Below are 18,097 nucleotides of genomic sequence, written 5' to 3' on the forward strand. Positions count from 1 at the left end.
GGATCGATCATGAACAATGAATACATCGAAATCTATCAAGAGCATAAGTACCATGAGCAGAAAGATACGATTGATGCATTGATAGAAACTTTAGAACGATTAAAAAGTGACACCGAAAAACAGCAATCATCCTGGTTACACTCCATCTTACGCGGCACAAAAAATGGTTTATTGGGATTTTTTAAAGATGCGTTACCCAAGTCAAACTCCCCTGAAACACTAGTGCTGATCGAACAAATCATTGCAAACTTAACCGCTTTAAAACACAGTGACACCTACCAAGAAGAAGGTGAAACAGCAAATACTCAACTGGAGTTTTTGGCTATTTTAGGCCCGGCATCAAATGCACTTCCTGAAAGTAAGCTGCAGGAACTACTGAACAATGTGATGTTTAATGAGGGTTCTAATTATTTTTCCATGCGCGAAAGTAGCATTATCGAACCCTCCCCAATAGAAATATTATCAGGCGAAGAAGAACCTTATGAAGAAGAACAACAATGGGCGGTACCTTATATTGAAGAATTGCTAGCAAGAAAAAATTTGCCTCAAGATATTTTTTATACTGAAGAGAAAAACCAACCTCGACTGGAAAATGGTATTGAGGAGCATGTGCGTTGGGCATTCAACAATATTTATAATTACTATTATCCCTATGGCGCACAAGAAGAAGCTTTAGCCCGTGTTTATCATGGAATAGAGCATGTGAGCCGTGCGGCGGTATACGCTAAAGTTTTCGCGAATCTTTATCGTAAACATGGCGATTTAGAAGCCGAAAATTTAAGTGAGGAAGATCTTAAATTAATTCAAATCGCACTAATATTTCATGATTCGGCGCGTGAGGATGAGAATGTTGACCGCTGGGATCATGAAAGCGCAATATTTTTATATTATTACCTAACCCGTGTACTTGGAGTCGAGCCCCAAAAAGCGAGATTTTTAGCAGAAGCAACTGCAAATAAAGATCCCAGTCCTGAGAAAGGCTATTTTGAGCTTTTTGAACACGAAGATGGCGAAATTTCTTGGCAATTTACCCAAAATGAAAATCATTCATTTCCAGAAAAAAATATCTTTCAAAAAATCATTCATGATTGCGATTGTTTAGACATTATTAGAGCTCGAAATCAATTTGATGCCCGCTATCTCGACTTTTATAAAGAAATCGCCAGTAAAGCAGGTAATGAAATCGCTTTGGAAGAAATGGCAGAATTCATCATGGAAGCCCGTGGCCTGATTTATACTCAAGGCGATTCACGCATTAAACTTAAATTAGACGTAAAAAAACGTTACGAGCATGAGGATGCTTATGCCAGTATAACCGCAGATCTCCATGCAGACACGAGCCCAATTATTTTTGCACTACACGGACGATTACTGGATAAAGATGAATTAAAAGAATCCCTCTTCATTGATCTAAGTCCTTTTGATAAAACAGCAGAGCTATCAGGAAATAACCTCAAAGCAGCCTTACGCGAAGGACAAATATTAGTACGAGGTATTGCAACACCGAGTGCTAAACCAAAGGCAAAACCTCATAAAGAAGCCTATGCAGATGCAACTTTAGCTGAAAAAGAAATCCGTAAAACCATGCGTTCAGGTCTTATAAATGTCAAACGAAGAAAAGCTGAACCCATACCCCAACATAATAACCCCCTACGCTCCGTATCTATACTAGGGTATGGCAGTGGCGTTTATCCCTCCGCAGGGATGTTAATTTTTAATCCTGATGTAGCAAGCATTAGAAAAATTTCTTCTGAGGATTTTGATAGTGGTCGGGGAAGCAAAAAAAAATTAGCTCACCTACAAGAAAAGGAATACAGACAAACAGCGTCCTTATTAGAACAGGAATATACTGGATTAATTGGGAAAATGAAGATTGGTTTATTTGGTAGAGCCAATACACCAACCTCAAACTATCCTGAAATTTTGTACGATATAAATCATTATGATGCTATTTTTTATACTAATGATCCCGTAATCGCTAACGAAATTGCTTATGATGATCCTGAGCCATCCCATCCATTTTCACCACTGCTACAAGCTATTTATTTACAACAACAATATGAACAACAATATGAGTCCACCAAAACAGCGTTTATCTTAGAGCATGGAGAAACTCAAGGCTTGGCGCTTTTTTTAGAGCGATTCGGTGCAAATAAAACTTTACCTATCTATGAATATTCAGGACAAAACAATCGCATCCAACAAGTTGCTCCTAAGGAGTTAACGGAAGAACATATTATAGAAATGTGGCTTACGATGTGTTCTGACTTTATGAAAAAACAACTAAGGACTCTTGAAGAAAGCTCTCTCTATGCCATGAGTGTTGATGAAATTAAATTGCTTAGCATGTATAAATATAAAGAGAACTCCCTTGCCAAAATAAATCAACCCGCTGACTTAAATTATCCTTCTGAACTAAGAGACACCATTTCATTAGCTATTGAAAAAGAAAAAGAGCGGCTTATTGCTGAACATGAAGCAGAATTATGGGAAAAACTTAATAATAATGAATTATCCGTATTTTCAAATGAATATTTCATTCCCCTAAATCACAGTACCGAACTACAAGCATTAAGCACTAAAAAAATAAAAGAAGAGCTTCGTAATTTTATTCAATCTGCGCAGGAATCATCTTTTACAAATGATCTTATTATCGAAAACAATGCATTTCGCTTTGTTCCAATTAACGATCTTAATGAGTTGAGCCCAATAAAACTATCGAACAACACATTAATCAAAGCCTACCGCCTTGCTAAACAATTTGCTTTCGAAGAGGAGGCACAACAGATTAGCAGAATAGCGTGCGCATCAGTGAATGCATTGATACTAGAATGGTGCGCACCAAAAGATACGTTTAGTCGAATGGATCACTTATCCAAGGCTTTGAATTTAAGAGAAACATTACGGCTCATAAATGCTGATGAAAATACATTGGCTCAGGTTGATCAATTTTTATTAGATACTCTTCGAGATCAAATGGAACAGCAAGCGAATGTATTTAAATTGAGTCGCTCCATTGCTGATCTATTCAAAACGAATACCGTTCGCCCCGAACATCTTGAAATAATTCGCCATGGATATAATCAACTTAGAGAGAAAATAACTCAATTCAATGGACAAGATTTAACGGGCTTTTTACGCATTGGCATATGTTTAGGGGAAAAACCTCAAGAAGAATTCATTCAGTGGCTGGCTACTCAAAAACAACTTACACGAGATGCACTCATTTCATTTAAAAAGCCTTTGGCAAAAATCTTAGTTTTTGATGATACAAACTTAGATGTATTTAAAGAGTGTATAGAGAAAATTCATCCTTATGAAAATCTTATTGGTAACTATGTGGAGTTTAATCATTGGTTTGCATGCATTAATGAAGTAAAAAACTGGGTTGCAAATAAAGAATTTTCACCAGCACAATTAGAAATTATCAATGATCGATGCAACGTGCTCGCGGATAAATTCATAAAAGTCTCTATTGACGAATCGAGGTCATTTTTTTATCGCACAGCGCATCCAAATAAACAGCAATGTAAGTTATTGAGGAGCTATGCTGAAGGAATTTCTGATATTCTAAAACAAGGAATTGTATCTCCTCCAGATAACTTAATTGAGGGGTTTAATCAGAATTTGCTTGAGCTTGATCAACAAAACTTTAGCAATTCGGGATTAGAACAACATCAAGTAAATTTATTTAAAAAACTACATAAACAATTACCCCAGCAAGAACTACGGCAGGAAGCAATAGACAGATTAGATGAAGAGCTGATACTTTTAAAACAAGCAATCTCAGAACCTAAACCACAACCACAGGCTCAACAACCACAATTAGGCATGCTATAGACAAAAAGGCAAAAGCGAAAGGACGACCCTAATTTAGGATAACTAACCTAACATTAAAACCGAACCTCCGCCTATGCTGAAAAAATGCTCGGCGATAGCTAATGATGTAATCGGTTTTTTACTTACTCTGCTTCAGTAATTAATGCAACGTCTTGAGCTTTTAAGCCTTTAGGCCCTTTATCAAGAACAAAGGTTACTGGATCGTTTTCGTGCAAAGTTTTAAAACCTACACCTTGTATATCTTTATAATGTACAAAAATGTCATCACCTTGCTGATTAATAATAAACCCAAATCCCTTTTTTTCATTAAACCATTTTACATGGCCTGTCTCTCTCTGTGACATTAGTATCCCCTTTGTCTTTAAACTTTTTACTTATTTATGCTTATTGTCACGCAAGCCCAAGTGGTAAAAAGTTAACTCACTAAAGAGAACTGCGTTATAATAAACATTTACTCTGTACTCGTAATTTCGTACAGCCAGATTAGCATAACAGTTTTTTAGGTATTGTTAAGATTTTTTTATTAAATTCAATATAATTAACCTCTTTTTGTGCCATTGGAAAACCACTATGAATCATACAAAATCATCTTTTATAAAATTAGCGCTTGATTGCCAAGTTTTAAAATTTGGCGAGTTTACTTTAAAGTCGGGTAGAACAAGTCCGTACTTTTTTAATGCTGGATTATTCTATCAAGGCAGTGCACTTCGTCAGCTTGGTCAATTTTATGCCCAAACCTTATTAGAGCATAAGGCGGAATTCGAACATTTGTTTGGCCCTGCTTATAAAGGCTTACCTCTAGCCACTGCAACAGCCGTTGCCTTATCAGAATTAGGTAAAGAAACCACGGTGACCTTTAATCGCAAAGAAGCGAAAGATCATGGTGAAGGAGGTAAATTAATTGGAGCGCCATTAACAGGCAATACCATTATTGTTGATGATGTAATCACCGCAGGAACCGCTTTTCGTGAATCTCAAGGATTAATTAAAGAACATGGTGGAAATCTCACTGGAGTAATCATCGCACTCGATCGTTGTGAACGCGGACTAACGCATGAATCTACCCTGTCTGAAATTAAAGCTCAGGGCATTCACGTCTACTCCATTATTAACTTGTTTGATTTGATTGATTATTTAAAAGAAGCCAATGAATTGGAACAAGTGAAGAAATTGGAAGAATATCAAAAAATTTATGGTTGTTAAAAACCAAAATCTCGCCCGTATTTCTACCGCTTGCTTCGCGTATGTTGGGCGCATGGCCCAACATACGCATCGTACTACACTCGCACGCAATGTCGGCCATCGGCCCAACCACCCATAACTTAACAACAGCGTCTCTTGACAGGCCATCAATTCTTCTCTAACATTGCAACAATGTTACACTACGTTAATACATTATTATGAAAACACATACTACCATAAAACATTCTGCTCTTCCTGATTTAATGCATGCAATTAGTCTGCTGGAAAATAAAGAGGAAGCCCTACAATTTTTTACAGATCTATGCACACCTGCTGAATTAGAAGCAATGGCGGATCGTTGGCAGGTGGTTCCCCTTCTGCGACAAGGTATTCCCTATCGCACCATACATGAACAAACCGGGGTCAGTGTTACAACCATTACTCGAGTTGCACGCTGTTTAAGTTTTGGTACAGGCGGTTATGAACTAGTCGCGAATCGATCGGAGTTACTGTGAAAAATCGTTTACGTTTAGCATTACAAAAAAAGGGGCGCTTATCGGAAGAATCGCTGAATCTGTTACAACGTTGTGGCTTAAAGTTTCGTATCAAGCCCAATGCCCTACTCACTCATGTAGATAATTTTCCTATTGATTTGTTATTCGTCCGTGATGATGACATTCCAACTCTGGTTTTTGATGGACTTTGCGATGGTGGAATTGTTGGGGAAAATGTCTTATTTGAATCCTCACTAGCGAATCCAGGCAAATCATTTAAAACAACCGCAAAACTAGGAAGTTGTACCTGCCGCTTATCGCTTGCTGTCCCTGAAGTTTTTGACTATCAAGGCCCAGGCAGTTTAGAAGGTAAACGAATTGCAACCAGTTATCCAAACCTCCTGAATCAATACTTACAGGAACGAAAAATTTGTGCCGAAATTCTGGTTTTGTCAGGCTCTATTGAAGTAGCTCCACGCATGAGCATGGCCGATGTCATTTGCGATTTGGTCTCCAGTGGACAAACCCTAGAAGACAATAAGCTTTATGAAGTAGATACACTACTCCAAAGCCAGGCTGTCTTAATCCAAAGCGAGCTCGATTGCCCGCCCCAATTTCAAGATTTATTTGACATGCTGGCTCGCCGTATTCAATCCGTGCAACAAGCGCAAGAACGCAAATACATTGTCTTTCATGCACCTAAATCCGCTCTAGAGCGCATCGCAGAAAAATTACCCGGTGCTGAATCACCAACGATTCTCCCCTTACCAGGTAGCCAAGATAAGGTAGCGGTGCATGTCGTTTCCAGTGAACGAGTCTTTTGGAATACCCTGGAAACCATCCAAGAATTAGGAGCCAGTTCCATTCTGGTTTTACCAATAGAAAAGATGTTGGAGTAACGATGATGTTAACAATTACAAACTGGGAATCGCTTTCTGAGACAGGAAAAAAATTAGTTTTATCACGCCCCACACAGGCCACAAGTGCTAAAAATGGGGTTTTAGACATCTTGAAACAAGTACAAACCTTTGGTGACAAAACACTTATTGAATTAACCCAAAAATTTGATGGAATTGCATTGGATAAGCTACAAGTACCTATGGAACAAATTCAGTATGCTCGGGTAAGTCAATCCGCTTTAACAGCATTAAATACAGCCATCGAAACTATTACTCGCTACCACCAATCTCTTTTACCTGAGAGCAAAAGCATTAGCACCACAAATGGAGTAAACATCCAAACGGTCTATCGCCCCATTCAACGTGTTGGCTTATATGTTCCCGGGGGAAATAAAACACCGCTCGTTTCTTCCTTACTAATGCAAGCCGTACCGGCATTAGTCGCAGGATGCCCAATTAAAGTATTTTGTACTCCTCCAGATGCAAACGGCAGTATCAATGAACACTTACTAGTCGCAGCACGCTTATGTGGTATAGATACTATCTACACCTTAGGGGGAGCCCAAGCGATTGCTGCCATGGCTTATGGGACTGAAAGCGTTATCAAAGTTGATAAAATTTTTGGTCCTGGAAACCGTTACGTTACTGAAGCCAAAACTTTAGTTGCCAGCGATCCTGCAGGAGCCGCAATCGACATGCCTGCCGGACCATCAGAAGTAATGATTATTGCAGATAATGCAGCAAATCCTGCCTTTATTGCGGCGGATCTATTAGCCCAAGCAGAACATGGCATTGATTCTCAAGTCATCTTAATTTGTGAGAGCGAGCTTCTAGCCCAACAGGTGAATCAACAATTAGAAGTGCAACTTAACACCTTAACACGTACACAAATTATTAAAGAATCATTGGTGAATAGCTTCATCATTTTATGTAAGCAACGGGATGAGCAACTTCGTATTATTAATAGCTATGCACCAGAACACTTAATTATTAACCGCCAGGATGCTGACACTTGGGTCGAGCAAATCAATGCAGCAGGCACAGTATTCCTAGGCTCATGGGCGGCAGAAACTTTAGGCGATTACGTAACTGGCTCCAATCACGTATTACCTACAAATGGTTTTGCTAGAAATCATAATGGCCTTAGTACCGCAGATTTTTTAACTCGTTTTAGCGTGCAAACAATTGACCAGGAAGGCATTAAAAATTTGGGAGCAGCCGCAATTACCTTAGCACAAATTGAAGGATTAAGCGCACACGCGAATGCAGTAGAAATTAGGCTTAATTCCCTGGAGGTTTAAATGTCCATACTTAATTTAATACGACCGGAGCTATTGGAAATTCCGACATACATTGCTGGCTCCGAGCAAATAAAAAATAGACTGCACGCTAATGAATTACCATGGTCATCAATCAATGCAGATTCTATTGATTTGAATTTTTATCCTGAAGCCGAGTATAAAACACAGCTGCAAGAGCAATTAGCTCAACTCTATCAAATAGAATCGGATCAATTAGTATTAACTCGGGGCTCTGATGATGGTATTGATCTGCTGGTACGTTTATTTTTAAACGCAGGACAAGATGCATTCATGCAATTTCCCCCAACTTTTTCTATGTATGAATTTTATGTGCAATTACAGCAAGCACAAATAATTCAGTGCCCTTTAGATCCTGCAAATAATTTTGCATTGGACCTCGAGCAAATTAACCGTTGTTGGCAAGAAAATTGCAAAATGATCATGCTGTGTAGTCCCAATAACCCGACTGCGAACGCCATTGATTTAAAACTCATTGCCAAATTGTGCCAGCAATACAAAAATCGCTCAGTTATTGTCGTCGATGAGGCCTATATTGAGTTCGCTAATCGTCAAAGTGCTACCTCTTTGATTGCGCAATTTGATAATTTAATTGTGTTGCGCACCTTATCTAAAGCATACGGTTTAGCTGCTTTGCGCCTAGGAATCGTCATTGCACAATCGCAGGTCATTCACGCCTTAAACAAGATTATGGCACCCTACCCATTATCCAGCGTGGTGATGCGCCTAGCACAGCAAGCACTCAGCAATGATGCTTGGTTTACTACAGCAATCGAACGCATTAAAAAAGCACGATTGAAACTCAGTGCTGATTTAGCGGCAAATTCGCTGATTGAAAAAGTTTACCCATCAGAAACCAATTTTATTCTGGTGAAAACAGCTTATGCCAAGGAGTTAGTTAATTGGTTAAATCAACAAGGCATCACCATTAGAGGCTTCACAGCCAATTCAGTTTTACATAATCACTTACGTATTACTGTGGGTGATGAGCAACAAAATCTGCTCCTAATAACTGCTTTATCTTCATTTAAAAATAGAATTTCGGGGTTGTAACATGCAAAAAATATTATTTATTGATCGTGACGGTACCTTAATTGAAGAACCATTTGATTACCAAGTGGATTCATTAGATAAAATTAAATTAACCCCTGGGGTAATCCCAGCACTTCTGCAATTAAAAGAAGCAGGATTTCGTTTCATCATGGTCAGCAATCAAAATGGAATTGGTACAAACTCATTTCCTGAAGAGGATTTTAGTATTTGCCACGAATTTACCTTGGATTTGTTTTCATCTCAGGGAATATTCTTTGACAGTATTTTTGTTTGCCCGCACATGCCAGAAGATAATTGCCTCTGTCGTAAGCCAAAAACCGGCTTGCTCGACCAATTTATGAAAGAAACCGCGATTAGTCTGCCGTTCTCATGGGTTATTGGCGATCGCGATACAGACCGCGAATTAGCGGGTAATTTAGGTATTAAATTTTTACCGGTTTCTGAAGAACATGGCTGGACGCAAATTACACAAGCAATTTTAAATCAAAGGCGTTCTGCAACGATACAAAGAAAAACCAAGGAAACCGAGATCAGCTTAACGGTAGTCTTAGACGAAGATCAAAAAGGCTCCATTGCAACGCCACTGCCCTTTTTTAACCACATGCTAGAACAAATCGCCAAACACGGTGGATTTAATCTGGCCGTAGAAGCTATAGGCGATATTGAAGTCGATGATCACCATTTAATAGAGGATACAGCGATTGCTTTAGGGGAAGCATTAAAAGAGGCATTAGCTGACAAATGGGGCATTAATCGCTATGGCTTTACCCTGCCGATGGACGAGTCACTCGCCTCCATTGCCATAGATATTAGTGGGCGCGGCTTTTGTGATTTTAAAGCTGAATTTACGCGCGAATTTGTTGGCGGAATGGCAACTGAAATGGTGCCCCATTTCTTTCAGTCCCTCGCTTGTGCGCTAGGAGCTACAATACACCTGGAAGTCAATGGTAAAAACCACCACCACATGATTGAAGCCTGCTTTAAATCATTAGGAAGAGCATTGCGGCAAGCGTGCACGAAAACAAATAATTCCATGCCATCCACCAAGGGGATTTTATGATTGCGGTAATTGATGTCAGCGGCAATAACCTGGCCTCTCTCGGAAATGCTTTAAGTAGATTGGGATTTGATTATGTATTAACCCATGATGCCCAACAAATCCGTAATGCCAGCCATGTGATTCTTCCAGGAGTGGGTACTGCAAATTATGGCATGAACTCCTTGCAAAGACATGACTTGGTAGAGGTACTCAAATCATTAACCCAACCACTGCTAGGGATTTGCCTAGGCATGCAATTATTATTGGATTTCAGTGAAGAAGCTGGAGTTAAGTGTTTGGGTTTAATTCCCGGCAGAGTAAAGCGTTTAGTGCAAAAAAATGACTTTCCTGTACCACACATGGGGTGGAATCAACTGCAATGGTGCCAAGATTCACCATTGCAACGTGACTTAAGTAAACAAGCTTACGTCTATTTTGTTCACAGTTATGCCCTATGTAGCTCAGAATATGCCATAGCTCACTGTGAATACAGTGAGCCATTTACCGCCATTGTTAATAAAGATAACGTTTGGGGAATGCAATTTCATCCCGAAAAATCGGCCCAAACGGGAATGATCTTGCTTAAAAACTTTTTAGAACTGGAGGCTGTATGATTCTTATTCCAGCAATTGATTTACAAAATGGCCGTTGTGTACGTCTCAAACAAGGACAATTTGATCAGGTGACTTCATTTGATGTATCACCTGTTGATCGCGCTGCATATTTTGCTCAATTAGGAGCCAAGCGCTTACACGTTGTTGATTTAGATGGCGCTCAAACGGGCAGTATGCAGCAACTTCCCTTAGTTTGCGCTATGCAAAATACAGGAGTTAGAGTTCAAGCAGGTGGTGGAATTCGCTCTTTAGAACAAGCACGAGCCTGTTATGCTGCTGGTATTTCTAACTTAGTGCTAGGTAGTATTGCTTTAACAAACTGCAATCTCACCACTGAAATTAGTACTGAAATTGGTCCTGAAAATATTATTCTGGCCTTAGATGTCCGGATTACCAATGGTGTACCAATTCCTGCGACCCATGGCTGGAAAGAAGCGTCAAACAACAATTTGTGGGATGTTGTCGCTTACTACCAACAACTAGGTATCCAACAAATTCTATGCACAGACATCGCCTGTGATGGCATGATGCAAGGGCCAAGTTTCCAGCTCTATAAAGAAGCCGTAGAACGTTTTCCGAATATAGCTTGGCAAGCCTCAGGTGGTATTCGTAATCAAGAGGATCTCGCCACTTTAGATAAGTTAGGTATCGCAGGCGCAATATTAGGCTTGTCCTTATATCAAGGTACCATTGATTTAGCCCAGAGCCTCCAGGAGTACGAATTATGTTAACCAAACGAATTATTCCCTGCCTTGATGTGCGCGATAACCAAGTGGTTAAAGGCGTAAAATTTCGTAATCACCGCATTATTGGTGATATCTTGGAATTAGCCACCTACTATTCTGAAGCCGGAGCAGATGAGCTCGTGTTTTACGATATTACTGCCAGCGCAGAACAACGGGCTGTTTGCCCAACCTGGGTGAACCAGGTTGCCGCAACAATTAATATTCCATTTACCGTTGCCGGTGGAATTCGTTCATGTAATCAGGCAAAATCCATTTTAAATGCTGGAGCAGATAAAGTATCAATTAACAGCCCTGCGTTAGAAAGCCCTGATTTAATTAATGAGTTAAGTCGACAATTTGGTGCTCAATGCATTGTTGTTGGTATTGATAGTCAATGGATTGAAGATGATTATTATGTTTACCAATACACTGGCGATGAGGGCAAAACATTGAACTCGAAACGCAAAACCCGCGAGTGGATAGAGGAAGTGCAAAAGCGTGGAGCAGGAGAAATTGTATTAAATTGCATGCAATCCGATGGAGTACGCTCTGGTTATGATATAGAGCAATTACGCGAAATGCGTTCTTTATGCCAGGTCCCTCTCATTGCTTCTGGAGGTGCAGGCGCTCTAGAACATTTCACCGAGGTATTTATACAATCAGAAGTTAGTGGCGCTTTAGCTGCCAGTATTTTTCATGACAAAACACACACCATTAATGAAGTTAAATCAGCACTTAAGCAACGAAATATTGAGGTAAGATTATGAATCAATTGGAAATTAGCGCCCTAGATTGGCAAAAAATGAATGGTTTATTACCTGCAATTATCCAAAATGCGGAAACAGGTACAGTGTTGATGCTCGGCTACATGAGTGAAGAAGCATTAATTGCTACCATCACAACAGGCCAACTTACGCTATATAGCCGAAGTCGCAAACGATTGTGGCGTAAAGGTGAAACTTCAGGCAACACCATGTCCGTCCAACAAATTAGTACGGACTGTGACAGTGACAGCCTATTAATCTTGGTACTGCCCAAAGGCCCAGCCTGCCATTTAGGTTTTAACAGTTGCTATCAACCCGACTGCAACAGTGCATTGAGTTTTATGGGCGATTTAGTTGATATCATTAATGAGCGTGCAGAGATGCAAGATGAAAATAGCTATACCGCAAAATTGTTAGATTCGGGTATTAGCCGCTGTGCACAAAAAGTTGGTGAAGAAGCAGTTGAAACTGTGATAGCTGCCGTGAACCAGGATAATGAAGAGTTTATTAATGAAAGTGCGGACCTAATATTCCATTTGTTGGTTCTTTTAAAAGCCAGTGAGTTGAGTTTTTATGATGTTTTAGAATGTTTAAAAAATCGAGATAGGACTGTTCATACCTAATATCTCTCAGCTGTGTACTTTTTATTGCTTAAGAAAAACCTTTTTCTGATCTTGACTCACAATATTAGACACTAGGAGTCATAGCCCGTATTACGCTGCGCTAATACGGGCTACAACTCTAGACTACCGCCAATAATACAGCTGTTAAATAATTTCCTTCCGGAAAAGACGCTAAAGTAGGATGGCAGCTTGCAGGACCATAAACGCCTAAAACACGCGCCTGCTTGCCAACAGCACCAGCTTGAGCACTTACCAAAGAACAAAACTCTTGGGATGAAAGTGCCGAAGAGCAATTACAAGTCATTAATAAAGAACCTGAGTTCATGTGCTTGAACACTTCGCGATGCAAAAATCGATAATAATTTTTTGCACGCTGAACGTGTTGTTGGGATGGGACTAACTTAGGTGGGTCAAGTACAACAATGTCATACTCCCCTGCTTTCATTAGATAATCTCGGGCGTCAGCTTCAATAAACTCGATATCAGTCAAACCATTTAACGCAGCATTATTAACCCCCTGTGCGATTGCTTGAGCCGAACTGTCAACTGCAGTTACTTTAGCAGCCCCAGCTTTAGCCGCGTGTAGAGCAAAACCACCAGTGTAACTATACAAATCCAATAACTTTTTACCTTTAGCCAATTGAGCAATGCGTTGGTGATTTTCACGTTGGTCAATAAACAAGCCCGTTTTTTGCGCATTGGCAAACTCAACTTGGTAAATAACTCCAGCTTCAAGCACCTGTGCACTCTGCTCCACCACTTGAGGAGTTACTTGTTTCCAACCATCTTGTCCTAAAGGTTTCGCTTGTGACATCCAAATAATTTGATCATTTGGAAACAGCTCGTGTAAGGCTTTGCTAATCACATCCTTATTGGCTTCAACCCAATAAGCTGAACTTGCTACAACACAAACCTGATTAAACCGATCAATAGTTAACCCAGATAAGCCATCTGCCTCACTATTGAAGAAACGATATGCCGTTGTTTGTTCGTTCGGTAAATTTAAGCACTGCCTGACAAGATGAGCTTGTTTTAAACGATGCGTAATTAAAGTATAAAAATTAGTTCGGTCAATGTTCTCATTAGTTAAGGCTAAAACTCTAACTCGATATAAAGAGTGCTCATTATAAGCACCGACTCCAATTAACTCTTCATCAGCATTATAAATGTCGACTAAATTACCCGTAATAAGCTTCCCAGAAGTACGTGCGATAGCTTTAGGAAAAATCCAGGGATGGCCACGTAATACGGTGCTTTGCTTTGCAGCAAGCAAAATGACTTTTGCATTCATTATCTATTTCCCAACGGACAAAAATCGGCTAATCTACACAAAGAACCGTAGACCTGCAATAGATATACTTCGAAACAAGTACTCCCAGGCTAACTCACTACTTAAAAAACATCGAATGGCACCGCTCGCTAAACGGTTTTTTCTAAGATAATGTGTAGTCTTTTCATCAGGCTATCGCAATTCACTAAATAAAAAAAATTATAGGGATGCTTATGTCACATTACGTAAAAATATTCGTTCTTTTCCTCTGTGCAGGGCTGAGTGGGATAACTTATGCAGGCCCATGGTTCACCGGCCCAATCTTAGCACCAGCAGGCCATACCGTCCCTCGTGGCCACACCAACTTTGAACTGTATGGTATTGATGTAGAAACCGATGGTATATATAACGGTTCCGGAAAATTTCGTAGAACTCCCCTATTTAACAGCGTACTCTTAAATCCGATCCTGACTCATGGATTTACCGACTGGCTCGATGTGCAACTTTCAGTACCCTATGCCTTTAACAGCACACGCGGGGTACACTATAACCGAGTTACGGATAGCTCTGTAGGAGTGGGACTGCAACTAGTTGAGCAAAAAAAATCAAAATGGCTCCCTGACATTCGTTTTTTTATTCAGGAAACCTTTCCTACTGGAACCTATGATATGCTAAATCCTGCATTTTTAGGAACTGATGCCACAGGATTAGGCAGCTACCGAACACTCATTGCAGCAAACTTTCAATACCTAAAGGAACTCTATGACTCACATTACCTACGTACTCGTTTCATAGTCTCTCGACTCTACTCATCCTCAGTAAATGTCACAGGAGTAAATAGCTTTGGAGGTACAGCCAATACACGTGGCCGAATCAATCCAGGTGCTGAGGATAACGTGGATCTGGCTTTTGAGTATACCCTGACTCAAAACTGGGTTGCCGTGATGGAAGGCTATTATTCTGAAGGTCAAGCTAGCCGCTTCAATGGTATTTTAGATATTGTTAATAATGACTTGGCAGCGATTGGCTCCCAACAATATGTTGAATATGGACTTGCTCCTGCACTCGAATATAATTTTAATTCTAATGTAGGCGTTATAGGTGGTGTGTGGTTTCCAGTGTACGGGAAAAATACCTCTCACTTCATGGCTTATGTACTCGCTGTTAATGCTTATTGGTAATAGTCTCTTTTAATAAGGCGCATTGTTTCATGGAAAAAACAAATAAATTCTCCTATGGACTGACATTAGCTGCTCTAGGTGTTGTATTCGGGGATATAGGAACTAGTCCCCTATATGCATTAAAAGTTACTTTAGAAAATCTCAGCGTAAATGAAGGAAATATTTTAGGGGTTTTATCGCTTATTTTTTGGTGCTTAATCATTATTATTTCATTTAAGTACTTAATTATGATTTTTCGCGCCGATAACGAGGGTGAAGGCGGTATCCTTGCTCTGTTAGCCTTATTAAAACACAAAGATGCTAAATACGTCCCTCTATTTTATATCCTCGCAATGTTTGGTGCGGGGCTACTCATAGGAGATGGCATGCTCACCCCTGCCATCTCCGTCATTAGTGCCGTAGAAGGACTTGGCACCTTATCCGGCTCATTTACCCCGTATATCCTACCCACTGCCGTGGTGATTCTGGTTTTTCTCTTTATGATCCAATCAAAAGGCACCGCCAGTATTGGTTATTTATTTGGTCCATTAACCCTCATATGGTTCCTTACCATCGCGATACTAGGTATTGTTCAAATCATTTCAGCACCAGTAGTGCTTAAGGCAATCAATCCTTATTATGCCATTGCAATGCTACGTGACACCGGTTTTAAGGGCTATTTATTATTAGGTGGCATTTTTCTTGTTGTGACTGGTGGTGAAGCCCTCTACGCAGACATTGGCCATTTTGGAAAGAATCCTATTCGTACCAGCTGGTTTTTCCTTGTTCTACCCTGCCTGGTATTAAACTATTTTGGTCAAGGCGCTAATTTACTCCTACATCCAGAAGCCATTAGCAACCCATTTTATATGATTGCACCAAGCTGGTTTTATTTGCCATTAATTATTCTGGCAACTATTGCTACCATCATTGCCTCTCAGGCCGTAATCTCTGCAACGTTTTCCTTAACCAAACAGGCCGTTTTATTAGGCCTATGCCCAAGAATACCGATAGTACAAACCTCGAAAGAATATTCAGGACAAATTTATGTTCCGCAAATCAATTTTATCTTGTTCATAGGCACAATAGCCCTTTCTTTTACCTTCCAAACCTCAGATAAAATGGCGCATGCCTATGGAATAGCCGTGAATGCCTATATGCTCATGGTTGATTTTATGGTCGCATACACCGCGATTTCCATTTGGCAATGGTCAAAAACCAAAACGGCGATGATCTTTGGTTTATTTCTTATTGTCGATTTCGCCTTCCTAGGCTCGAACTCCCATAAGTTTTTAACAGGTGGCTGGGTACCCGTAACCCTTGCCTTTATATTAGCCACCATCATGTATACCTGGAAATATGGACTGGAATATCTACGTTGCAATTTCTATATGAATAAAGAGGATATTTCTGGAATTTTAAAGCAGTTGCACTATAAAAATTTAAACCAACTACATAATTTAACTGCGGTTTTCGTTACCGATGTCTATGATAAAAGTGGTGGCAGCTTTTTGCATTTTCTAAAACTCAGCCGCTCCGTTCCAGAGCATGTGCTCATTGTAAATTATGTCGTGGATAATATTCCGTATGTACATTACAGCCAACGCTATGAAGTAACCTGTCTGGATGAACGAGTCTATCGCTTAACCTTGCATTATGGATTTATGGAAACCGTTTCCATTCCGCGTGCTCTAGAACGGGCTTCTGATAAAAATATTTTGCCGTTCAAGTTTAATAAAGACCGAGCAACCTATATGGTTGAAATTCCAAATATTTTAGCTTCAAAAAGCAAGAAATCATTAACTTTTTTCTGGCAAGAAAAGTTATTTGCGTTCTTAATTCGAAATTATTCTGCCAATTTAAATATCGAATTCTATAAACTTCCGTATAATAGGACCATAGCAATTGGCACTTATTATATTATGTAAATCAGGAGTTGTTCATGTGGTTTAATAACGCACTTATTTATCAATTTGAGCTTGATGACGCGAGCGTTTTAGAGGCGTCCTTAGTTGAAAATATTCTCAAGCCCTGCCCACCGCACGCACGGTTTATTTATGGTTGGAGTCCAGTATTTTCTGACGAATTAGTTCAGGAAGTTGCTGGCACCTCACTTATATGTATGGGCAAAGAAGAGCGATTGCTCCCCCGCGGTGTAGTTAATAAAATGCTTGCGGAACGAGTACAAGTACTTGAAAACCAGCATGGCCGTATGGTGAAGCGTGCCGAAAAAGCACAAATGGCGGAAGATATTGAATTTGAATTACTTCCTAAATCATTTTGTATTCAAAAAAGATTACTGGCTATTCTGGATGCGGCTAGTAAGCGCATTATTATTAATGCCTCCAGCAATAACCAAGCATCACAGTTAACCTCGTTACTACGTAAATCAGTACCAGGTATTAGCATTGATCCAATCACGCTTACTGAGAACCTGGCTGTACGTTTTGCAGAATGGATTCAAGCCCCTGCTACCCTTCCTGCAAATTTCCAATTAGCTTCTGATTGTGTTCTCTTCTCCTTAGATAATGAAAAGAAACGAATTCATTGCAAAGGCTATGAGTTACCTGCAGATGAAATTTTGACCTTGCTTGAACAAGGCATGGTTACTTCCGAAATTTCATTAATTTGGAAAGAGCGCATTCAATTTACCTTAACCCATGATTTCACCTTTAAGAAATTGAAGAGTCTTGATTATCTAGTTGACGATTTCAATGAAATTAAAGCGCTAGATGAAGAATTACAACAACGAGATGCCGCACTGACCCTGCTATCTGGCGAATTACGCGAATTAACAAACGATCTTTTAGCTGCTTTCAAAGTCAAAACCCCTGATTTAGAAGAAGCTATCTAATTATCCTAACCTGGTTGCGTGCGCAACCAGGTCCTCTCTATTATCGAACAAGAACAAACCGGCGTAATGATTGGTATCAAATTCACTTTTTAATACCCTATCATAAAAAATACATTCACGATGTTATACCTTTATCAATTGCAAGAAACGTAGTGACGAGGCAAGCCAGACTTTCTAACAGCACGAAACCCTGAGTTGTTTCGCTGCGCTTGCAATGACACACATTGAGTGTTGATTTAAAAAAATAAATGAGTCAATTTG

At 39.8% G+C, this 18,097-nt stretch carries 16 protein-coding genes; 14 read left to right on the plus strand and 2 right to left on the minus strand.

Annotation, left to right across the window (positions count from 1 at the left end; translation table 11 throughout):
- Positions 1-9: 9 nt before the first annotated feature.
- Positions 10-3,840 carry a SidE phosphodiesterase domain-containing protein gene (locus J2N86_RS09970; RefSeq protein WP_252579249.1) on the plus strand — a complete coding sequence of 1,277 codons (3,831 nt, stop codon included), beginning with the start codon at positions 10-12 and terminating at the stop codon, positions 3,838-3,840.
- Positions 3,841-3,962: 122 nt separating this feature from the next.
- Here J2N86_RS09970 and J2N86_RS09975 read toward each other — a convergent pair whose 3' ends face one another.
- Positions 3,963-4,184, minus strand: a complete 222-nt coding sequence (locus J2N86_RS09975) for a cold-shock protein (protein WP_058535461.1) — start codon at positions 4,182-4,184, stop codon at positions 3,963-3,965.
- Positions 4,185-4,410: 226 nt separating this feature from the next.
- On the opposite strand from J2N86_RS09975, the gene pyrE reads away from it, so the two are divergent.
- From pyrE to hisIE, 10 genes are all read left to right on the plus strand, one after another.
- Entirely contained in the window at positions 4,411-5,043 is a 633-nt protein-coding gene (gene pyrE, locus J2N86_RS09980) for an orotate phosphoribosyltransferase (protein WP_252579250.1), read from the plus strand.
- Positions 5,044-5,240: 197 nt separating this feature from the next.
- Positions 5,241-5,537 (plus strand): YerC/YecD family TrpR-related protein, encoded by a 297-nt coding sequence (locus tag J2N86_RS09985; RefSeq protein ID WP_252579251.1) that lies wholly within the window; start codon positions 5,241-5,243, stop codon positions 5,535-5,537.
- A complete protein-coding gene (hisG, locus tag J2N86_RS09990) occupies positions 5,534-6,415 on the plus strand; it encodes an ATP phosphoribosyltransferase (protein ID WP_252579253.1) in 882 nt (293 codons plus the stop codon). The genes J2N86_RS09985 and hisG overlap by 4 nt, the downstream gene beginning before the upstream one ends.
- Positions 6,416-6,420: 5 nt before the next feature.
- On the plus strand, positions 6,421-7,716 hold the full coding sequence (gene hisD, locus J2N86_RS09995; RefSeq protein WP_252582439.1) for a histidinol dehydrogenase: 1,296 nt from the start codon (positions 6,421-6,423) through the stop codon (positions 7,714-7,716).
- A complete protein-coding gene (gene hisC / locus J2N86_RS10000; protein ID WP_252579255.1) occupies positions 7,717-8,787 on the plus strand; it encodes a histidinol-phosphate transaminase in 1,071 nt (356 codons plus the stop codon).
- A 1-nt stretch (position 8,788) separates the two neighbouring features.
- Positions 8,789-9,847, plus strand: a complete 1,059-nt coding sequence (hisB, locus tag J2N86_RS10005) for a bifunctional histidinol-phosphatase/imidazoleglycerol-phosphate dehydratase HisB (protein WP_252579256.1) — start codon at positions 8,789-8,791, stop codon at positions 9,845-9,847.
- Positions 9,844-10,440, plus strand: a complete 597-nt coding sequence (hisH, locus tag J2N86_RS10010; RefSeq protein ID WP_252579258.1) for an imidazole glycerol phosphate synthase subunit HisH — start codon at positions 9,844-9,846, stop codon at positions 10,438-10,440. The genes hisB and hisH overlap by 4 nt, the downstream gene beginning before the upstream one ends.
- Positions 10,437-11,171, plus strand: a complete 735-nt coding sequence (locus J2N86_RS10015; protein ID WP_252579259.1) for a 1-(5-phosphoribosyl)-5-[(5-phosphoribosylamino)methylideneamino] imidazole-4-carboxamide isomerase — start codon at positions 10,437-10,439, stop codon at positions 11,169-11,171. Before hisH ends, J2N86_RS10015 begins: the two co-directional genes overlap by 4 nt.
- The gene (hisF, locus tag J2N86_RS10020; protein ID WP_252579261.1) at positions 11,165-11,932 is read left to right on the plus strand and encodes an imidazole glycerol phosphate synthase subunit HisF; all 768 of its coding nucleotides are present in this window, start codon (positions 11,165-11,167) and stop codon (positions 11,930-11,932) included. The genes J2N86_RS10015 and hisF overlap by 7 nt, the downstream gene beginning before the upstream one ends.
- Positions 11,929-12,552, plus strand: a complete 624-nt coding sequence (gene hisIE / locus J2N86_RS10025) for a bifunctional phosphoribosyl-AMP cyclohydrolase/phosphoribosyl-ATP diphosphatase HisIE (RefSeq protein WP_252579262.1) — start codon at positions 11,929-11,931, stop codon at positions 12,550-12,552. The genes hisF and hisIE overlap by 4 nt, the downstream gene beginning before the upstream one ends.
- A 118-nt stretch (positions 12,553-12,670) precedes the next feature.
- On the opposite strand, the gene J2N86_RS10030 is transcribed toward hisIE, so the two are convergent.
- Positions 12,671-13,843 (minus strand): class I SAM-dependent rRNA methyltransferase, encoded by a 1,173-nt coding sequence (locus J2N86_RS10030; protein ID WP_252579263.1) that lies wholly within the window; start codon positions 13,841-13,843, stop codon positions 12,671-12,673.
- A gap of 212 nt (positions 13,844-14,055) precedes the next feature.
- Between J2N86_RS10030 and J2N86_RS10035 the strand changes: the two genes are divergently transcribed.
- Genes J2N86_RS10035 through J2N86_RS10045 form a run of 3 tightly spaced genes read left to right on the plus strand, consistent with a single transcriptional unit; the run spans position 14,056 to position 17,836 of the window.
- Complete coding sequence (locus tag J2N86_RS10035) at positions 14,056-15,003, plus strand: hypothetical protein (protein ID WP_252579264.1); 948 nt, start codon at positions 14,056-14,058, stop codon at positions 15,001-15,003.
- 29 nt (positions 15,004-15,032) lie between these two features.
- Positions 15,033-16,910: a potassium transporter Kup gene (locus J2N86_RS10040; protein ID WP_252579265.1), complete on the plus strand. Its 1,878-nt coding sequence runs from the start codon at positions 15,033-15,035 to the stop codon at positions 16,908-16,910.
- Positions 16,911-16,924: 14 nt separating this feature from the next.
- Entirely contained in the window at positions 16,925-17,836 is a 912-nt protein-coding gene (locus J2N86_RS10045; protein ID WP_252579266.1) for a recombination-associated protein RdgC, read from the plus strand.
- The last annotated feature ends 261 nt before the right edge of the window (positions 17,837-18,097 follow it).

The organism is Legionella lytica (assembly GCF_023921225.1).
Classification (GTDB): Bacteria; Pseudomonadota; Gammaproteobacteria; order Legionellales; family Legionellaceae; genus Legionella; species Legionella lytica.

Coding starts and splice junctions, on each gene's coding strand:
- J2N86_RS09970 (WP_252579249.1), top strand. CDS start 10: ATGAACAATGAATACATCGAAATCTATCAAGAGCATAAGTACCATGAG.
- J2N86_RS09975 (WP_058535461.1), bottom strand. CDS start 4,184: ATGTCACAGAGAGAGACAGGCCATGTAAAATGGTTTAATGAAAAAAAG.
- pyrE (WP_252579250.1), top strand. CDS start 4,411: ATGAATCATACAAAATCATCTTTTATAAAATTAGCGCTTGATTGCCAA.
- J2N86_RS09985 (WP_252579251.1), top strand. CDS start 5,241: ATGAAAACACATACTACCATAAAACATTCTGCTCTTCCTGATTTAATG.
- hisD (WP_252582439.1), top strand. CDS start 6,421: ATGTTAACAATTACAAACTGGGAATCGCTTTCTGAGACAGGAAAAAAA.
- hisC (WP_252579255.1), top strand. CDS start 7,717: ATGTCCATACTTAATTTAATACGACCGGAGCTATTGGAAATTCCGACA.
- hisB (WP_252579256.1), top strand. CDS start 8,789: ATGCAAAAAATATTATTTATTGATCGTGACGGTACCTTAATTGAAGAA.
- hisH (WP_252579258.1), top strand. CDS start 9,844: ATGATTGCGGTAATTGATGTCAGCGGCAATAACCTGGCCTCTCTCGGA.
- J2N86_RS10015 (WP_252579259.1), top strand. CDS start 10,437: ATGATTCTTATTCCAGCAATTGATTTACAAAATGGCCGTTGTGTACGT.
- hisF (WP_252579261.1), top strand. CDS start 11,165: ATGTTAACCAAACGAATTATTCCCTGCCTTGATGTGCGCGATAACCAA.
- hisIE (WP_252579262.1), top strand. CDS start 11,929: ATGAATCAATTGGAAATTAGCGCCCTAGATTGGCAAAAAATGAATGGT.
- J2N86_RS10030 (WP_252579263.1), bottom strand. CDS start 13,843: ATGAATGCAAAAGTCATTTTGCTTGCTGCAAAGCAAAGCACCGTATTA.
- J2N86_RS10035 (WP_252579264.1), top strand. CDS start 14,056: ATGTCACATTACGTAAAAATATTCGTTCTTTTCCTCTGTGCAGGGCTG.
- J2N86_RS10040 (WP_252579265.1), top strand. CDS start 15,033: ATGGAAAAAACAAATAAATTCTCCTATGGACTGACATTAGCTGCTCTA.
- J2N86_RS10045 (WP_252579266.1), top strand. CDS start 16,925: ATGTGGTTTAATAACGCACTTATTTATCAATTTGAGCTTGATGACGCG.